Raw genomic sequence first — 14,284 nt, 5'->3', positions numbered from 1 at the left:
CCTTAGAAAGTAATGGGTTAATATGGGAATCAACAGGTGTAGATAATTTTAACCCATATTGTATAGTCATCCCCAAACTAAAAATTGTTAAAGTAATTAAAGTACTAAAAAGATATACTTTTATCTTTTTGATTTTTAGACGTTTTTCTTCATTTAATCAATAGCTTTTAAATACAGCTAATAATTATTTTACTAGTTAAGCACAGCTTTATTTTATTTATTTTAAAAATATAAATAAATGAAATAAAGCTTTAAATTTAATCAGTCTTAATTAATTGTCTAGCAATCCATCCTTTAGTTTTATGAGGAGGATAATAGACTTGATACCATAAATAACCACCACTGTCATAAGCTTGAGAAAGAGTTTGAACTCTATCTCCTGTAGAAATCTTACCAACAACACCATAATTAGTGCCAGGACCAGAACGTATGTTTTTAGTTCCTGGGGAACCAGTAACTGTTGCATTAGTATTAGTAATTGTTGAATTGAATTGCTTTGCAGGTTTTTCAAATATAGGAATTGATGTGGGAGATGGTAGATCAATATCAGTAGTTTTTAATTTACTGCTTTTGTATTCTGTAGATAAATTATTTTCAACTGATACGGAAGAAGACTGATTTCGATTTTGATTGACATCATTTTTTTCAAATATCGATGATAATCGTAATTGCTTAAAGGTCAAACGGAATAGTGAATAACCTCCATATGCTAAACTCGCCATAGCAACAGCTATAACAGTTGTAGTAATAGCAGGTAAACCATATTTAACCCAAGGTTTAGAACGGAGAAATTGTGATAGCAATGAAGCCTTATCAGGTAAAGTTTTAGTTTGCTCCATTAGCCATAACATAGGGTCTAATACGCGAAACCCATCAAAAAAAGTTGCATCATTATTGCTCTCTGCATTATGGTTAAAACCAAGAGCAGAACAGGAGAAAAATTTAATATTAGAAAAATGCGATCGCAAGTTACGAACGAAATTTCCTTCTCCGTAGTCATTTAAAAATTCTTCAACTAAGGCATTAATAGCATCTTGTTCGCTGGTGACAGTCGAATTTTTAGCCATGTATTCACGAGCAGCATAAGAGCCGATTTTTTGTTCTAGATCGCCAAGATCGGTTTTTGTGACAATTACTGCAATTGGTTGCGAAAACTGACTATTTCTAGCAGACTTGACTTTGGTTTCAAAAAGTGAAAGTACTCTTTCATAAATAGCATTTAAGTTTTCATTACTAGGAGCAATATTTTTAGCTTGACTGTGTAGTTGGTTTTTATATGCTTCGTGTACTTGGTGAATTGAAAAAGGATCGATAATTAGTAAAATCCCATGTACATACTTAAAATATTTTTGTTGTTCAGCACTGTCATCGTCAGTGTAATGTTCCCCCGCAGCATCATATACATAAAGAAGATTGCCAATCGCTTGATTAGTCCTGTTGACTTCTATGTTAAATGCTTTAGCACTATCATCATCACGAGACGTTTTCAAGAGAGTTTGACCAGAATTTAAGCGATCTACACTTGCTTCGTAGTTATTGCGATGTTTTTCATCGGGTAGCGTCACCTCCAAATTATGTGCGGGAGCATATTCATCGATCAATTGTTTGGTAGCCATGACAATGTAATTTGATTTACCTGCATAAGGACCACCAACAATAGGAATGTGAGCATTCGTACCGCCTACACCTTGTAAGGGATAACTACAGTGGGGACATTTTTTCTCTAAAAGTTTGTCCCGTCCTAGAAAAGAAAGTGTGGGTAATGAGCGATTGCATACATCACCAGAAGATAAATTTCCTCGACAAGTATGACGAAGAACTCCATATACACTCGGCCACAATCGATCGTGTTCTTGGCTACATTTATTGCAAGTATAGGCAGGAATTTTCATCTGTTCGTGACAGCTAGGACACCGATAGTAAACCCCGTAAAATTTGCCATACAAATAAGTTCCTGCGCCCAAAATTGTCATGATAACGCTAGTCACGACAACGCCAATAGCTAGAAAGACAAACTGTAAGGCAAGAAAGATAGCTACGATCGCCAATGCAGCTACAAAGTGAAATCCTCCTCCTATGAATAAACCAATCGCTGGTGCGTAGAACCCAAGACACGCCCAAGCTTTACTTAACCAACCACCAGACCAGGTAATAGAACCTTTAGCCCATTTGTCTTTTCCCCAGTCAATTATTTTAGAAGCATCTTCTTTGGTAGACTGCCATACATTTTTGCTGACGTAATCCATGACATACCAACCAGCATCATAGACATACAAAAGTTTGGCTGGCTGTACTTTGTAAAATCGTTTTAATAACTTTATTGGCTCTGTTTTATATTTTTCCTCACCTTGGTATCTATCTAAGTTTGCTGTTTGATGAGCTTGTTTGACTGTCAGGGCAAAATTTTTGATGCCAATAAAAACTCCCCAAATTGAAGCTAATCCTGCAATTGTTAAAGCTATCCAAAAAGCTATACTAAGAACATAATAAATAACAGTTAGGAAGAAACAGATAACAATACCTGTAACGATCAGAGAACCCAGACACCCTGCCGAAGAATTGCTATTATATCTAGACATAAAGCTACAATTTCCTCCAAAAAGTTTTTAAACTTAAATTTCTCAAAATAATTTTCCTATTCCTCTTGTGACGTTACCTAAAAAACCTTGACTTGACTGTTGAAAAATTGGTTGAATAATAGGAAACCATTTTTTTCTTTGCAAACTAGTTTCCAAGCTTTTTTTGGCTTGTTTGTATTCTTTGACTTGCAAAATATTTCCCAAAATTATAGGTAGTTCCATAAAGAATTCAGGAACAAAATAAGGTATTGTTTCAGCAAAATGAGATGGAGCATTAAACCAAAAATCTAAGATGTATGAAAAGTCATTAAGGCGGTTTTTTTGTAATAGTTTTTCAAAATTTGACCAATAAATTTCCCAAAAAGTATCTCTATGCCGTTGAACATAGGTTGCTTGAACTATATTAAAGTGTTCTTTAACTAAGCCTTGTGGATTTCCAGAAATATTGTTAGCAAAAAACTCATTTATTAAAGAACCAGCTTCTCTTTCATATAGTTGGGAATCTTCTAAAGATTGGTAGCGTTTTCGTAAATCGTTAATAGAAGATTCTGATAGTTGACGGTTATACAAATCTAAAGACCCCCTCATAACAACTTGATAATTTTCTGAAATTGGTAAACTAGACAAATTTAAAAATTTATCGTACAAAGCAGCAGTTATTCGATCGGGTTTTGCTACTTCTGCCCCTTGGAGTAATTCTGTAACTAATTGAGTGTAACTTTCTGGGTTTAAAATAACTTTTGCGTTATTTTTGATTAGAAGCTGCTGAGATAATTGCCGTCGCTCAAATTTGGTCTGTTTCCAGAGAAAATCTAAGGCTCGACTAACAAAATTAGATTGACTACTTTCAGCTATATTTTCAACCCACAAATCAATTATTTTTATAGCCTCTGTAACATCATTACATTTTAGTAAATCTCGATGTAATTCATAAAGGGGTAAATCGGGAACAATTTGTTGATATTCTTGTCTATATTTCCATAACTGTTCTGCTCTTTGATGAAAAGACACTTTCGTTACTAATTCATAGTAAATCCATTCAAATAAAGGAGATTGAGGATTATTCTGCTTATAAACTGCTGCATAATTAAGAACAAAGTCTGGTGGTAAATTTTTCGACTTCAAGACAAATCTCAGAACTGGAGAAACCAAATTTGGTATCTCCATTCTGTTAGACATTTGTTGTTCTGGTAAAGCAACAAATGTTTTGTCTAAAATTGTCTTGATCGAAGATTCTGTTGCCGAGGATAATTGTAAGTTTTGACCGATATATTTCCAAAAAAGGTAAACTTGCTTTAAATCCTTACTATTTAATTCTTGCGCTAAACACTGTAACGACTCTACAGAATTTAAAGTTGCAAAAATTGGAGACTCGCCATAAATATAAATCAGTTTAGGAAATAAAATATTTGCTTCTCGCTCTCTTTTTTGGAAGACTAAATAGATAAATATCTCAAGTGAATCGGCAATTGTTTCTTGAAAATTTGGATTTAACTGTTTTAAATTTTGTAGCGAACTAAGATAACTTTCTAATAATTCACTGCTTTCTCGCTCGCGCAAAACAGCCTCTCCCAACATTTGAGAAGCAGTATTGAGATCCGTTTCATCTTCTTCTTGAATGGAAGTTTTATTACATATTCCCTGAATAACTAGTTGTGCTGCTTTTATTGCTTTGGGAGATTGGGGAGAAAGTGTTTTTTTGACTGTTGCCAATCGGAAACTAGCATAATCATCCAAACGTCTGGTAGCAGAGAGCGAATCTAGATCGTAACGATCTAACCAATAAAAAAAGTCTAAGATTTCATTTTCATATCCATCCGCGTCAAAGTGCTCTACTATGTAGGCAGCAAAATCAGAGTCAGGAACCTCACTAATTCTATTCTGGGAGACATTCAAGATGAAAAATGAGAAATATTCGTCGTTGGAAAAATGAAAACTAGAGTCTTGTGTCGTTCCCGCGATTACAAATGGTGCAACATAGGGGTCGTGGTGGTATGTAGCAAAACTCAAGCTCTGGGCGTAACGTGGTGTTAAAGCAGCACTAATACTAGCGATCCATAAAGCGATCGCTTCATTATCATCGAGAATAATTATTTTTCGTTTCGATTGCTGGTAGTCAACTACTGCACACAGAAGTTTATAAAACCATTCGCGCCTTTGCCCTTGGTTGAGAAAAGTCCAGATCGAATCAAAGTCAAAAATATCCTCTGGGCTAAATTCATCGAGTGTAGGTAGTTCAATAGCATCTGAGTTATCTTTATGAACCCAAAAAGGACTCTTCCAATAAAAAATTGGGGCTGATTGATAGGATATTTCTTGAGGAGTGCCAACTACGCTATGGGCAAAATAGTTGCCATCTCTGCCAAATTCATCTTTACCATTAGATTGACTGCACACTAAAAAAGCGCGATCTTCTTCAACAAAATAACGAAGCGCGATCGGATGAGTCTCAATTGCCCCAGAATCCGCTCTTGATGGAATAACATAGCCAATTAGTTTATTTAGAGTTTGTCGATTGTCGTCGCCCAAGCCTGGAGATTCTGCCTTAACTTGAAAACCATTTTTCTGGCTTCTTTCGTTACGACAAGATGTATAGTATTGCTGTCGAATTACCATAAGTCTATTTTTTTGCTTCAATAAGTTTGAATTGGTTGAACACCCACAACAGTGGATCTTCAACTCTTAATGGAGAAATACTGTCCAGGCGATCGCCATCGGGAGCTTTTCCAAACGCGGAAACAGCAAAATACTGATAACAGTCAAAATGCTTTACTTTGTTTTTAAATATCGAACCCATCCATTCCTCAAGGTAAGTAGCAATTTCTGTATCAACGGATTGAAGATCGGATAAGTTGAGATAACCGAAGTGCTCTCCCGAATGGTGTAACGCCGAACTAGGATCGATAATCGAGAAAAGTGCATCAGACTTAGAAAAAGTAAAAGCTACAGGTTTGGTTAAATTCTGTCCTGACTTGATTTTTCCTTTTTCCTCATGTAGTTGGTAGAGACGCTCGACGATTCGAGTGGGATCGGCATCAGGAACTCTATCTGGTAAATTATCTGGTACTAGCTCTCTTACTGTTTCAATTTGGAGAGGGTCGAGTAAAAAAATAATCCCGTCAGCTTCACAGATATAACGGGCTTCTGTAGACATAATATCTGTGTTTGCCATATCTTCACCCGCAGTATCGAATAAAACTATATTTATTGCTTTTCGCTTACCTCCATTGTTGAAAGTTACACGAAACACCATGGGAGTTTTAACTCGCGAATCTGTTGTTGCACTCTGAGTTGGTACGAGTGTTTTTTTCTCTCTAAAAATTCGATTGTAAAAACCGTCTTCATATCGTTTGCGAGTTCGATCGCTATCGGCTAATACTCCAGCATTAAAATTTTTCCCGATCTCATTTTCAAGGCGATTAATTAAAACGGCTATGTAACTACTCTTTCCCGAACTACGCCCACCAATAACGGCAATCATTTTTTCGTCGATGTTATCGCCTACATACTTTAATTCAGAATGGCATTTAGGACAGGCTCTTTTCGATGTTTCGCGCTGACAGGTAGGACAATTTGCTTCCCTAATATTATTAGCATTTCCCAAAAATCTACCGAGACCTTTTTTTTCGGGAAGAAAAGTCAAACCCATTTTGGGGGGCATTGCCAAACCCTGAAATTCTGCATAAATCTTATCTTCGAGTTGTCCTGGGCATCTGCTGTTAATACATCTAAACAAAAGTTTAAATGCATCAGTTCTCTCAAAACAAAACGGACAGAGTATTTCCTTAGCCATTTAAAACATCTCCATATCATTACTAGCAGGATGATTAATGCGAACATATCCACCTTTGGACTCGTACAGTTCTTCATCGATGAGAAAGAGTTTGCCAAAGTTGCATGGATACTCATCAACTATTTCATAAGTTAAAGTCATCTTTTCTTCACTCAGCGTTGTTGCAGGTATCTTAAACACTTCGTCGCCATTAGTTTTCTTAATCGGTACGCTTCCTTGTTTGCGAATTAGAATTAACTCAGGCATTTGACCGATACCAGAAGTGTGGATCGTCAATAAAAGTTGTCCTTTGCCAAAAAGTTTGCGTTTTCGACCTATTTGATATTGAATAGTGACGTTGCTCGATAAACTAACTCTAGTTCGTGCGGAGTTACTCAACCCAGAAGCAACAAATACTTGTCCGTTTTGATTGAGGACTGCATGGGCAACGATAAAATAATCTCTTTCAGCAGTACTCTTGAGAGGATAGTAACCTTTTAGGTTGTATTGAGCTTTAGTAAGCTCGATATGGGTTGCCCGACTATCTCGATCGCTGGAAGGGAAGCCTTCGTCACTATAAGAAACAATGACTTGCTGACAATTGGACGGCCAATCCCAACGAAGGTGAAGTTCATTTTTCTGTTTCTGAACTTTTAAGTTACTGACATCATCAACATTGACATATTCGAGCGTTTTGCCAATGTAAGCCGTTGTTTGAAAAAGTAGGACAGGAGTGAAGTAAACAACACCCTTTTCCTCAATGGTAGTAGTTACAAACTCTTTAGTTCCCTCTAAAACCTTGCCATATTCCGTTAATGCTCCTTGAGGTAAGATCTCTTCCGAACTAAAGCAAGAAGATTTATTACTTTGAATAACTACGACATCTCCTTTACGAGGCAACTCCCAAGAAAGTTTCAGTTTACGCACGCTGGAAGTACTAATAACTTCAAGTTGCAATTCTTTTATAGGAGAAGGTGGTTCTTCTGGAATTACTTCTACAGAAACTCCTTTACTACTAACTAATTTCCCTTTATAACTTTTAAAAAGACTGTAGATAGTGTAGTAGTATTTTTTGCCGTTTTCTAAATTCCGATCGACAACTTGTGATGTACTAATAACTTCAATTCGTTTACCTTTGGTAGGATCGCTTAAACGTTCAGTCGTTCGGTAAATATGTATTTGGCTAACATTATTGGGAGGTTGCCAGCTAATACTTACTTCTTTGTTTCTGGCTTGTGCTATTACTTTAAAGACATCATCTATTAATAAAACTGGCTCTTTGAGATCGGCAGCACTAGTAGCAAAAACTCCTTCTCTGTTGGTATAAATTGCATAGTAAACTGGAACTCCTACCTTCATCTTGGTGTCGTCATAGATTGTTCCAGAAACGGTAGCTAACTGTTCTCCATCATTACTAGAAATCGGTCTAGAATTATACTTAAGAACTACAGTATATTTAACATTTTTAGAAGTACTAGGTTTCCAAGACAGGCTGACAATTTGATCGCCAGATCGTGCCGACAAAGACATTGCAGGAGAGGGAGGAGTCTTAGCTAAAGCATCTTTTGCCGATTTACAGTCTTTGCAAATCCAAAGAACATTCTGATATGCTTCGATGGGATCTCCACCTTGTCTTTCCACTGTACGAGCTTTTGCTAACTCAGCTTCAGCCTGACTAATTTTATCTTCAATTATTTTTTGTTCGCTGTTTAAATTGATTGTGTTTGCTTCTAATTGAAGTCCTTTCAGCAGATTGCGAGCTTCGTAATAGCGGCGATCGTTAATCGTATCGTTAAGTTGTTTTTGTAAGGCAATTTGCACTTGTTGAACTTTTGCAATTTCTTGACCATAATGTTCTATAGCCTTAGATAGATCGTCTGTAAGAGAACGAGGAGGAATGGTAGACCATCCTTGTCGAGCAAGATTGAGGAATATTGAAGCTTGGTCATAATCTTTATTGTTAATTAATTCTTGAGCTTCTTTTAAATAGCTGCGGACATTAGGTTCATTACCAATAGGGAAAGCGCACTTAGGACAAGCTCGATCTGTTATTGCTGAATTCGTCTTACAACTAGGACATTCAATGCGTAGAGAACTACCGCAGCTAGTACATTTATTTTGACAGCGATCATTAATCGTATCGCATTGAACGCAAACAATCTTCTGTTTAAAAATTTCAATATCGGGAGCTGCTTGTATAATTAACCCTTTTTCTCTGGAATATTTAATGATGAGGTTTCTAGCTTTTTCTAAATCTTTGATTCCTGAAGATTGAGCTTTTTTTAAGATAGAGTCAAATTGTCTAAGATGAAGGATTTTATCAAAGGAGTTTTGAGCAAGATTTTTAATCTTTTCTTCAATGATTTTATATTTTTCAACTTCTAAAGAGTTATCGTATAATCGACGAGAATTTTCAGTTGCAAAAATTGTTTTAGCATCTGTGCCAAGTGCCGCTTGAGCTTCAGTTTTAGTATCTTTATGCCCGTAGCCTTGAGATTGTTTATATATAGATTCAGCTTTATCTATAAAAGATTGACAATTTGTAGTTGTTCTTGATAGCTCCAAAAAATCATATAAATCTTTTTTACCTAAAGTTTCTAAATAACCTTTTATTCTCTTTAAGTCTCTTTCTTTAAGAGTCTCTAACTTAGAGTCGTCATTATTTTGAGTTACTTTGCGGATTTCAAGATTTTTTTTGCTTATTTCAGTTTTAATGAACGATTCATCAAAGTATTTGTTATATCTTGTAGCTAATTTGGCAATTTCTGATTCTTCTATAAATCCTTTACCTCCAAGTGTTTCTAAATCTTTGAGCAGATTTTCTTGTGCTACTTTTTCTGGAGTCTCCTGTTTAGTAGCTATTGCCCGTTCTGCTTCTTCCTTCCTTTTAGAAGCATCGGTCATAATAGCTTCAATTTCAGAGGTTAGAGCTAGATACTCTCGATAGATTGCTCCTTTTTTTCCAGGTAACTTACTTTTCTTCGTCCAGTCTGCTCGTTTTTCTTGAAGACTTTGTTTAAACTTCTCATCAGACCAAGGTGCTTTTGGATCGATGCCTAACAAAATGAAAAAATTTTCTCTGGTTTGCTCAGACATAGCCACTTTCAACAATAATTCCGTTTGGAAATTTTATATTTTCTTCAGATAAAATGTATTCGTTAATACATTTTAAGATTTAAATCTAAGTACAGTCTATGAGGCGCAATTCTTTTTCTTCGTAAACGGTACTGCAAAACAGTATTTTCACTTAAGTATATATAAACTCTTAACAAACTAAATAATAAAACTAACTTTTATAAGCTTTTTAAATTATTAAAATAGCTTAGATAAAACTATCTTATTAATCTCATTTAAGTGATAGATTAATTAAAGTATTTTCATTATAAATAAAAATAAATAAAAATAAATAAAAATAAATAAAAAGGCTATAATTAATGCTTTTGGCGCTCAAAGCTTAAAAAACATAAACTAATTGCTATTAAAATCCTTAACTATATGACAATTAGCCTTAATAAAATTCACTTGGCAATATCAAGATCGAGCGATAACAAATTAATTTGGGAGAATAGAGTAAGAACATACGTATGGATAATACGATATCGCAAATAAAGCTTTCTGAAAACTATCTCCAAAATGTTTTTTTGGAAAAAATTGCGGAGCGAATTTTCTCTAAAAGTAGAGCCTTGAATGTTCAGTTAAGTTGTTTCCTTCTAAGATTCGATCCCCTGAATCAAACTAGATCTAATAAAGAGCTGGCAATAAAAATTAATAGACAATATGAGAAGCAATTTCCAATAGATTCTTTTGGAGGAACTTTAGCTGAGGTAATCAAAAAGCTCAAAATTGAGTTTGAAAATGAAATGCGAATAGATCGGATTGAGCTGAGTGGATTAAATCATGGTCGAGGTCAACCACCCAAAGGTCAAGCTCCTTGGGAAATTATTTATAAGTGGTTATGGAAGAAAAAGTTTTCTCGTGAGGGATGGCAGTTGTCAAAAAAGATTGCCGTTTTTACTAAAGAGCAAATGCAAATGGTTGAAATTAAATCCATATTAGAGGATACCAGAGAGCTAACCTTAGATCCTGACGAGATAGTAAGTACCGAACAAACTCTACAAATAGGAAAAAAGTATAAGTTCAGAATAAATTTTCAACAAGAGGGCTATTTACTACTACTCAATGAGAGTAACAGAGGAAATAAATATTGTCTATGTCCTTCAATTATTTATGCACCAAACACACAGCTATCTTTGGCAAATCCGTTAGAAATACCTCAAGCAAATGCCTATGCTAAATCTCTTAAATTTAGTGAAGTCGGTCAAGAATATTTTTTGGCTGTTATCACACACCAACCTTTTAGTTTATCTTGGATCAATTCCGATCGTAGTCCTACAGATCCTATTACTCTTGCTCTCATCAATATCGATGAAGATCGCCTTAAGGAAATATTTGTCAAACTCGGACAACAAAGCGAGAGTCAGGTTTTTTACAAAAAATTTCAGGTCGTAGAGAGAATGTCATGAAGTTTTAAATAGCTTTCCATGTAAGGTTTTGTCCGAACTAGCGTCGAATTGTTTAGCTAGATTTATCGATCCCAACTGATAAGGAGTAAATACTTAGAATCATGAGCGATACTCAAACTCAAGAATACAGCAGATTTAACCCAGAGTCTACTATTCCAGAAGCAGAAATTTCTGAAAGCGAACAAGAAACTGCTTCTATCTCAGATTTCAAGGAGATTGAAGACTTTATTGAAGAAAATAGGATTTTATTGAACCAAATGTCTGACAACCTGAGTAATTCTATCTCCGTGTTGCAGCGAGACTTTGAAACCAAGATTAAATACGACCAAAGCAAAGATAGTACGATTGACGCTCTTCATCGTGAACTACAGACTTATCGTGAAGATTTAGCTTTTAAGTTTTTACGACCTTTAGTACTCGATTTTACTAGACTAACCGATCAAATGCGATCGCTATCATTAAAATATAAAAAAAGAGTCCAATCTGTTAAAGTAGAAAGTTTCATCAATGATTTGGATAATTTTATTCTCGACATTCAAGAAGCGATCGCACTTCATGGCTTTGAATTTTTCCAAGTTGAAGATGACGTATTTGACCGCTCTCGACAAAAAGCACAGAAAACAATTAATACCGACAACAAAGAACTAGACAAACATATTGTGGAAAGAATGCAAGTAGGACTTCGCTACGAAGAACGAGTAGTCAGACCAGAACTAGTTAGTGTCTATCGCTATATTGATCGGGAAAAAGAGCAAACATGAATATTTATCAGCCTAAAGGTATGACAGATTCATCACAACCAAACTTTTTTTTACTTCTCGAACTAGATCCAGAAAAACCGTGGTCTGAAGAAGATTTCGATCAACAACTCAAAGCTAAACAAGCTGAGTGGACGAAAAAAAGTAAGCTTCCTGGTAATAAAGGCAAAACATACAGAAATTACTTGGAACAAATTGAAAAAATCAAAGAGGTGATGACTAATGATAAGGAACGCCAGCAGCAAGCCCTAGAACTGACACTGAAATTTCCAAAAGAACAAGAACCAACTTTAGCCAATGATGTCAGTCAACTCTTAAATGAAGTTGATTCGATCACCCAAGAAGAAACTATTAATCAAACAGTTGTTAAATTTAATTCAGGAGAACAAAAAATGTCGGAACAAAGTACTATTTTTGGTATTGACCTCGGTACGACTTATTCTTGTATTGCTTATGTAGATGAATATGGTCGTCCCACAGTTGTAGCTAATGCAGATAGCGATCGTACTACCCCTTCTGTGGTTTTGTTTAGCGGTGGTGAACGTATTGTGGGTAAAGAAGCCAAAGCAAGCAGTAAGCTCGAACCAGATAACGTCGTGGATATGGTCAAACGTTTTATGGGAAAAACTTCTGAGTTTGCCTTTATTTATGACGATCAAAATTATACCCCAGAAGAAATTTCTTCTTACATTTTGAGAAAACTCGTTCAAGATGCAGAGCAAAATACTGGTAAAAAAATTACTGATGTCGTTATTACTTGTCCTGCTTATTTTGGTGAATTGGAAAGAGCAGCTACCAAAAATGCGGGAGAAGTTGCTGGTTTAAACGTTCGTGCTATTCTTAATGAACCTACGGCTGCTGCTATTTCCTATGGAATTAATCAAGAAGAGAAACAAACTATTTTAGTTTATGACTTGGGTGGGGGTACGTTTGATATCACCGTTATCAAGATTGAAGGAAATAATATCCAAGTAATTTGTACTGATGGAGATCATAATCTCGGCGGACGTAACTGGGATGAGGAAATTGTAAGTTATTTTGCCGAGCAATGGCAGGAACAAACGGGTTCTGATGAAGATCCTTTAGAATCTTCAGAAACCTTACAAGAGCTGTTTGTATTGGCAGAAGAAGCTAAAAAAGCTCTTACTTCTAAAACGAAAAAAGATATATCCTTCATGCACGGTGTTCAACGAGCAAGAGTTTCTTTAACCCGTGAAAAATTTGATGAACTTACCGAGCATCTTTTAGCTCAAACCATTGAAAAAACTAAATTAGCCATAGCTGAAGCTAAGAAAAAAGACGTTACCAAATTTGACAAAATCCTAATGGTAGGTGGTTCTACTAGAATGCCTCAAGTTGCTAGCCGTATCGAACAAGAATTGGGACAAGAGCCTCAATTTTGCGACCCCGACGAAGCAGTAGCTAAAGGTGCTGCGGTTTACGGTCATCATCTTATGTTAGGAGAAGAACTTGTCAAAATTGTTGCTGAAAAAATGGGGGTTTCTGAGAAAGAGGTCGATATTAGTAATGTAAATCAAGATACTTTAAAAGAGGCACAAGAAGAAGTTGCTGAGATATTTGCTTTACCCTCACAAGTCGTTCAAAAAGCGACTACAACTAAAATTGTTAACGTAACTAGCCGTAGTTTTGGAGTTATTAGCCTCAATCAAAACAGAGACAAAATAGTTAGTAACTTGATTTTCAAAAATGACTCTGTTCCTGCTGCCAAAACTGGCAAATTCGGTACATCTGAAGCTAACCAAGAAAATGTTTTGATTGAAATTGTAGATAATTTCTCCAGCGATGCAGTTTATAACGTTGATGGTAGTCGTAAACTGGGGGATGCCACGCTTAATATTCCAACAGGTTTACCAGCAGGTGCGCCCATAGAAATTACCTATGAATTAAACGAACAGGGTTTATTGCATATGTATGCGAAAGAATTAACTGAAGGACGTGAGGTTACAGTAACCCTAGAAATAGAAGATGGTATCAGTCAGAGAGAACTAGAAGAAATCAAAGAAAGATCTAAAGAATTAGTAATGGCATAATTCTTTTCTGATACTGCTTTTCATTTTATGAGGATTGTCCCAGCTTGTGATAGTTGGGCATAATCTCTCTAACTCGTTCGATCAAATAAAAATACGAATAAAAATAAAATCTCACTTTTTAAAAGTAACATCTCTCTAGATTTTTGTTTAATTCTTTACCTATCTAGACACCTACTTTAAAAAATATGTTTATACAACAAATAATTCAATCCGATTTAATAAATAGCATATTCTTTTCTATTAGCTTAAAGTTTTGTAATAATTTATACGGTACACCTTTAGAGTCTGCTTGTAAAAATTTAGAAAATGGAGCCGATTCGACTTTATCTACTGTTGGTAAGTGGTTGATAGTTATAGGAATATTAATTGCTATAGTTTCGTTTGGAACAGATGGAAAAAGTTTTAGTGCTGTTGGGACAAATTTAATAATTAGTTGTTTAAGTTTTGTTTTTCTTGAGTTAATAAATAAAGATTTATCCACTAAACTTTTGGGTTTAATAGCTTCAATAATTATGCTATTTATACAAAATTCTAGCGATTTATTCAGCTAATTGTTAAAATACGTTCGTGGCTATTATTTATATTTTTGATATTAGAAAAT

Annotated in this window: 8 protein-coding genes; 4 read left to right on the top strand and 4 right to left on the bottom strand. The window is 35.3% G+C overall.

Features of this window, described 5'->3' with window-relative positions:
• Positions 1-257: 257 nt before the first annotated feature.
• Genes N4J56_RS40140 through N4J56_RS40125 form a run of 4 tightly spaced genes read right to left on the bottom strand, consistent with a single transcriptional unit; the run spans position 258 to position 9,447 of the window.
• Positions 258-2,579 carry a TRAFAC clade GTPase domain-containing protein gene (locus N4J56_RS40140; protein WP_317112634.1) on the bottom strand — a complete coding sequence of 774 codons (2,322 nt, stop codon included), beginning with the start codon at positions 2,577-2,579 and terminating at the stop codon, positions 258-260.
• 42 nt (positions 2,580-2,621) lie between these two features.
• Positions 2,622-5,195 (bottom strand): hypothetical protein, encoded by a 2,574-nt coding sequence (locus N4J56_RS40135; protein ID WP_317112632.1) that lies wholly within the window; start codon positions 5,193-5,195, stop codon positions 2,622-2,624.
• A 4-nt stretch (positions 5,196-5,199) separates the two neighbouring features.
• Positions 5,200-6,372, bottom strand: a complete 1,173-nt coding sequence (locus tag N4J56_RS40130) for a GTPase domain-containing protein (RefSeq protein WP_317112630.1) — start codon at positions 6,370-6,372, stop codon at positions 5,200-5,202.
• Positions 6,373-9,447: a zinc ribbon domain-containing protein gene (locus N4J56_RS40125; RefSeq protein ID WP_317112629.1), complete on the bottom strand. Its 3,075-nt coding sequence runs from the start codon at positions 9,445-9,447 to the stop codon at positions 6,373-6,375. It abuts the gene before it with no gap.
• Between the two features lie 488 nt (positions 9,448-9,935).
• Between N4J56_RS40125 and N4J56_RS40120 the strand changes: the two genes are divergently transcribed.
• From N4J56_RS40120 to N4J56_RS40105, 4 genes are all read left to right on the top strand, one after another.
• Positions 9,936-10,874 (top strand): DUF4384 domain-containing protein, encoded by a 939-nt coding sequence (locus tag N4J56_RS40120; protein ID WP_317112628.1) that lies wholly within the window; start codon positions 9,936-9,938, stop codon positions 10,872-10,874.
• Between the two features lie 101 nt (positions 10,875-10,975).
• Positions 10,976-11,635, top strand: a complete 660-nt coding sequence (gene grpE / locus N4J56_RS40115; RefSeq protein ID WP_317112626.1) for a nucleotide exchange factor GrpE — start codon at positions 10,976-10,978, stop codon at positions 11,633-11,635.
• Positions 11,632-13,683: an Hsp70 family protein gene (locus N4J56_RS40110; RefSeq protein WP_317112625.1), complete on the top strand. Its 2,052-nt coding sequence runs from the start codon at positions 11,632-11,634 to the stop codon at positions 13,681-13,683. The genes grpE and N4J56_RS40110 overlap by 4 nt, the downstream gene beginning before the upstream one ends.
• Positions 13,684-13,868: 185 nt before the next feature.
• On the top strand, positions 13,869-14,234 hold the full coding sequence (locus N4J56_RS40105; RefSeq protein ID WP_317112624.1) for a hypothetical protein: 366 nt from the start codon (positions 13,869-13,871) through the stop codon (positions 14,232-14,234).
• Positions 14,235-14,284 lie beyond the last annotated feature (50 nt).

This window comes from Chroococcidiopsis sp. SAG 2025 (genome assembly GCF_032860985.1).
In the GTDB taxonomy this organism is placed as follows: Bacteria; Cyanobacteriota; Cyanobacteriia; order Cyanobacteriales; family Chroococcidiopsidaceae; genus Chroococcidiopsis.
Note: the sequence above shows the minus strand (reverse complement) of the source record. Positions and strands in the feature narration are given on the sequence as shown.

Bases quoted from the DNA above. Each gene is read 5' to 3' on its own strand.
- N4J56_RS40135 (WP_317112632.1), bottom strand. From the start codon at position 5,195: ATGGTAATTCGACAGCAATACTATACATCTTGTCGTAACGAAAGAAGC.
- N4J56_RS40140 (WP_317112634.1), bottom strand. From the start codon at position 2,579: ATGTCTAGATATAATAGCAATTCTTCGGCAGGGTGTCTGGGTTCTCTG.
- N4J56_RS40105 (WP_317112624.1), top strand. From the start codon at position 13,869: ATGTTTATACAACAAATAATTCAATCCGATTTAATAAATAGCATATTC.
- N4J56_RS40110 (WP_317112625.1), top strand. From the start codon at position 11,632: ATGAATATTTATCAGCCTAAAGGTATGACAGATTCATCACAACCAAAC.
- N4J56_RS40120 (WP_317112628.1), top strand. From the start codon at position 9,936: ATGGATAATACGATATCGCAAATAAAGCTTTCTGAAAACTATCTCCAA.
- N4J56_RS40125 (WP_317112629.1), bottom strand. From the start codon at position 9,447: ATGTCTGAGCAAACCAGAGAAAATTTTTTCATTTTGTTAGGCATCGAT.
- N4J56_RS40130 (WP_317112630.1), bottom strand. From the start codon at position 6,372: ATGGCTAAGGAAATACTCTGTCCGTTTTGTTTTGAGAGAACTGATGCA.
- grpE (WP_317112626.1), top strand. From the start codon at position 10,976: ATGAGCGATACTCAAACTCAAGAATACAGCAGATTTAACCCAGAGTCT.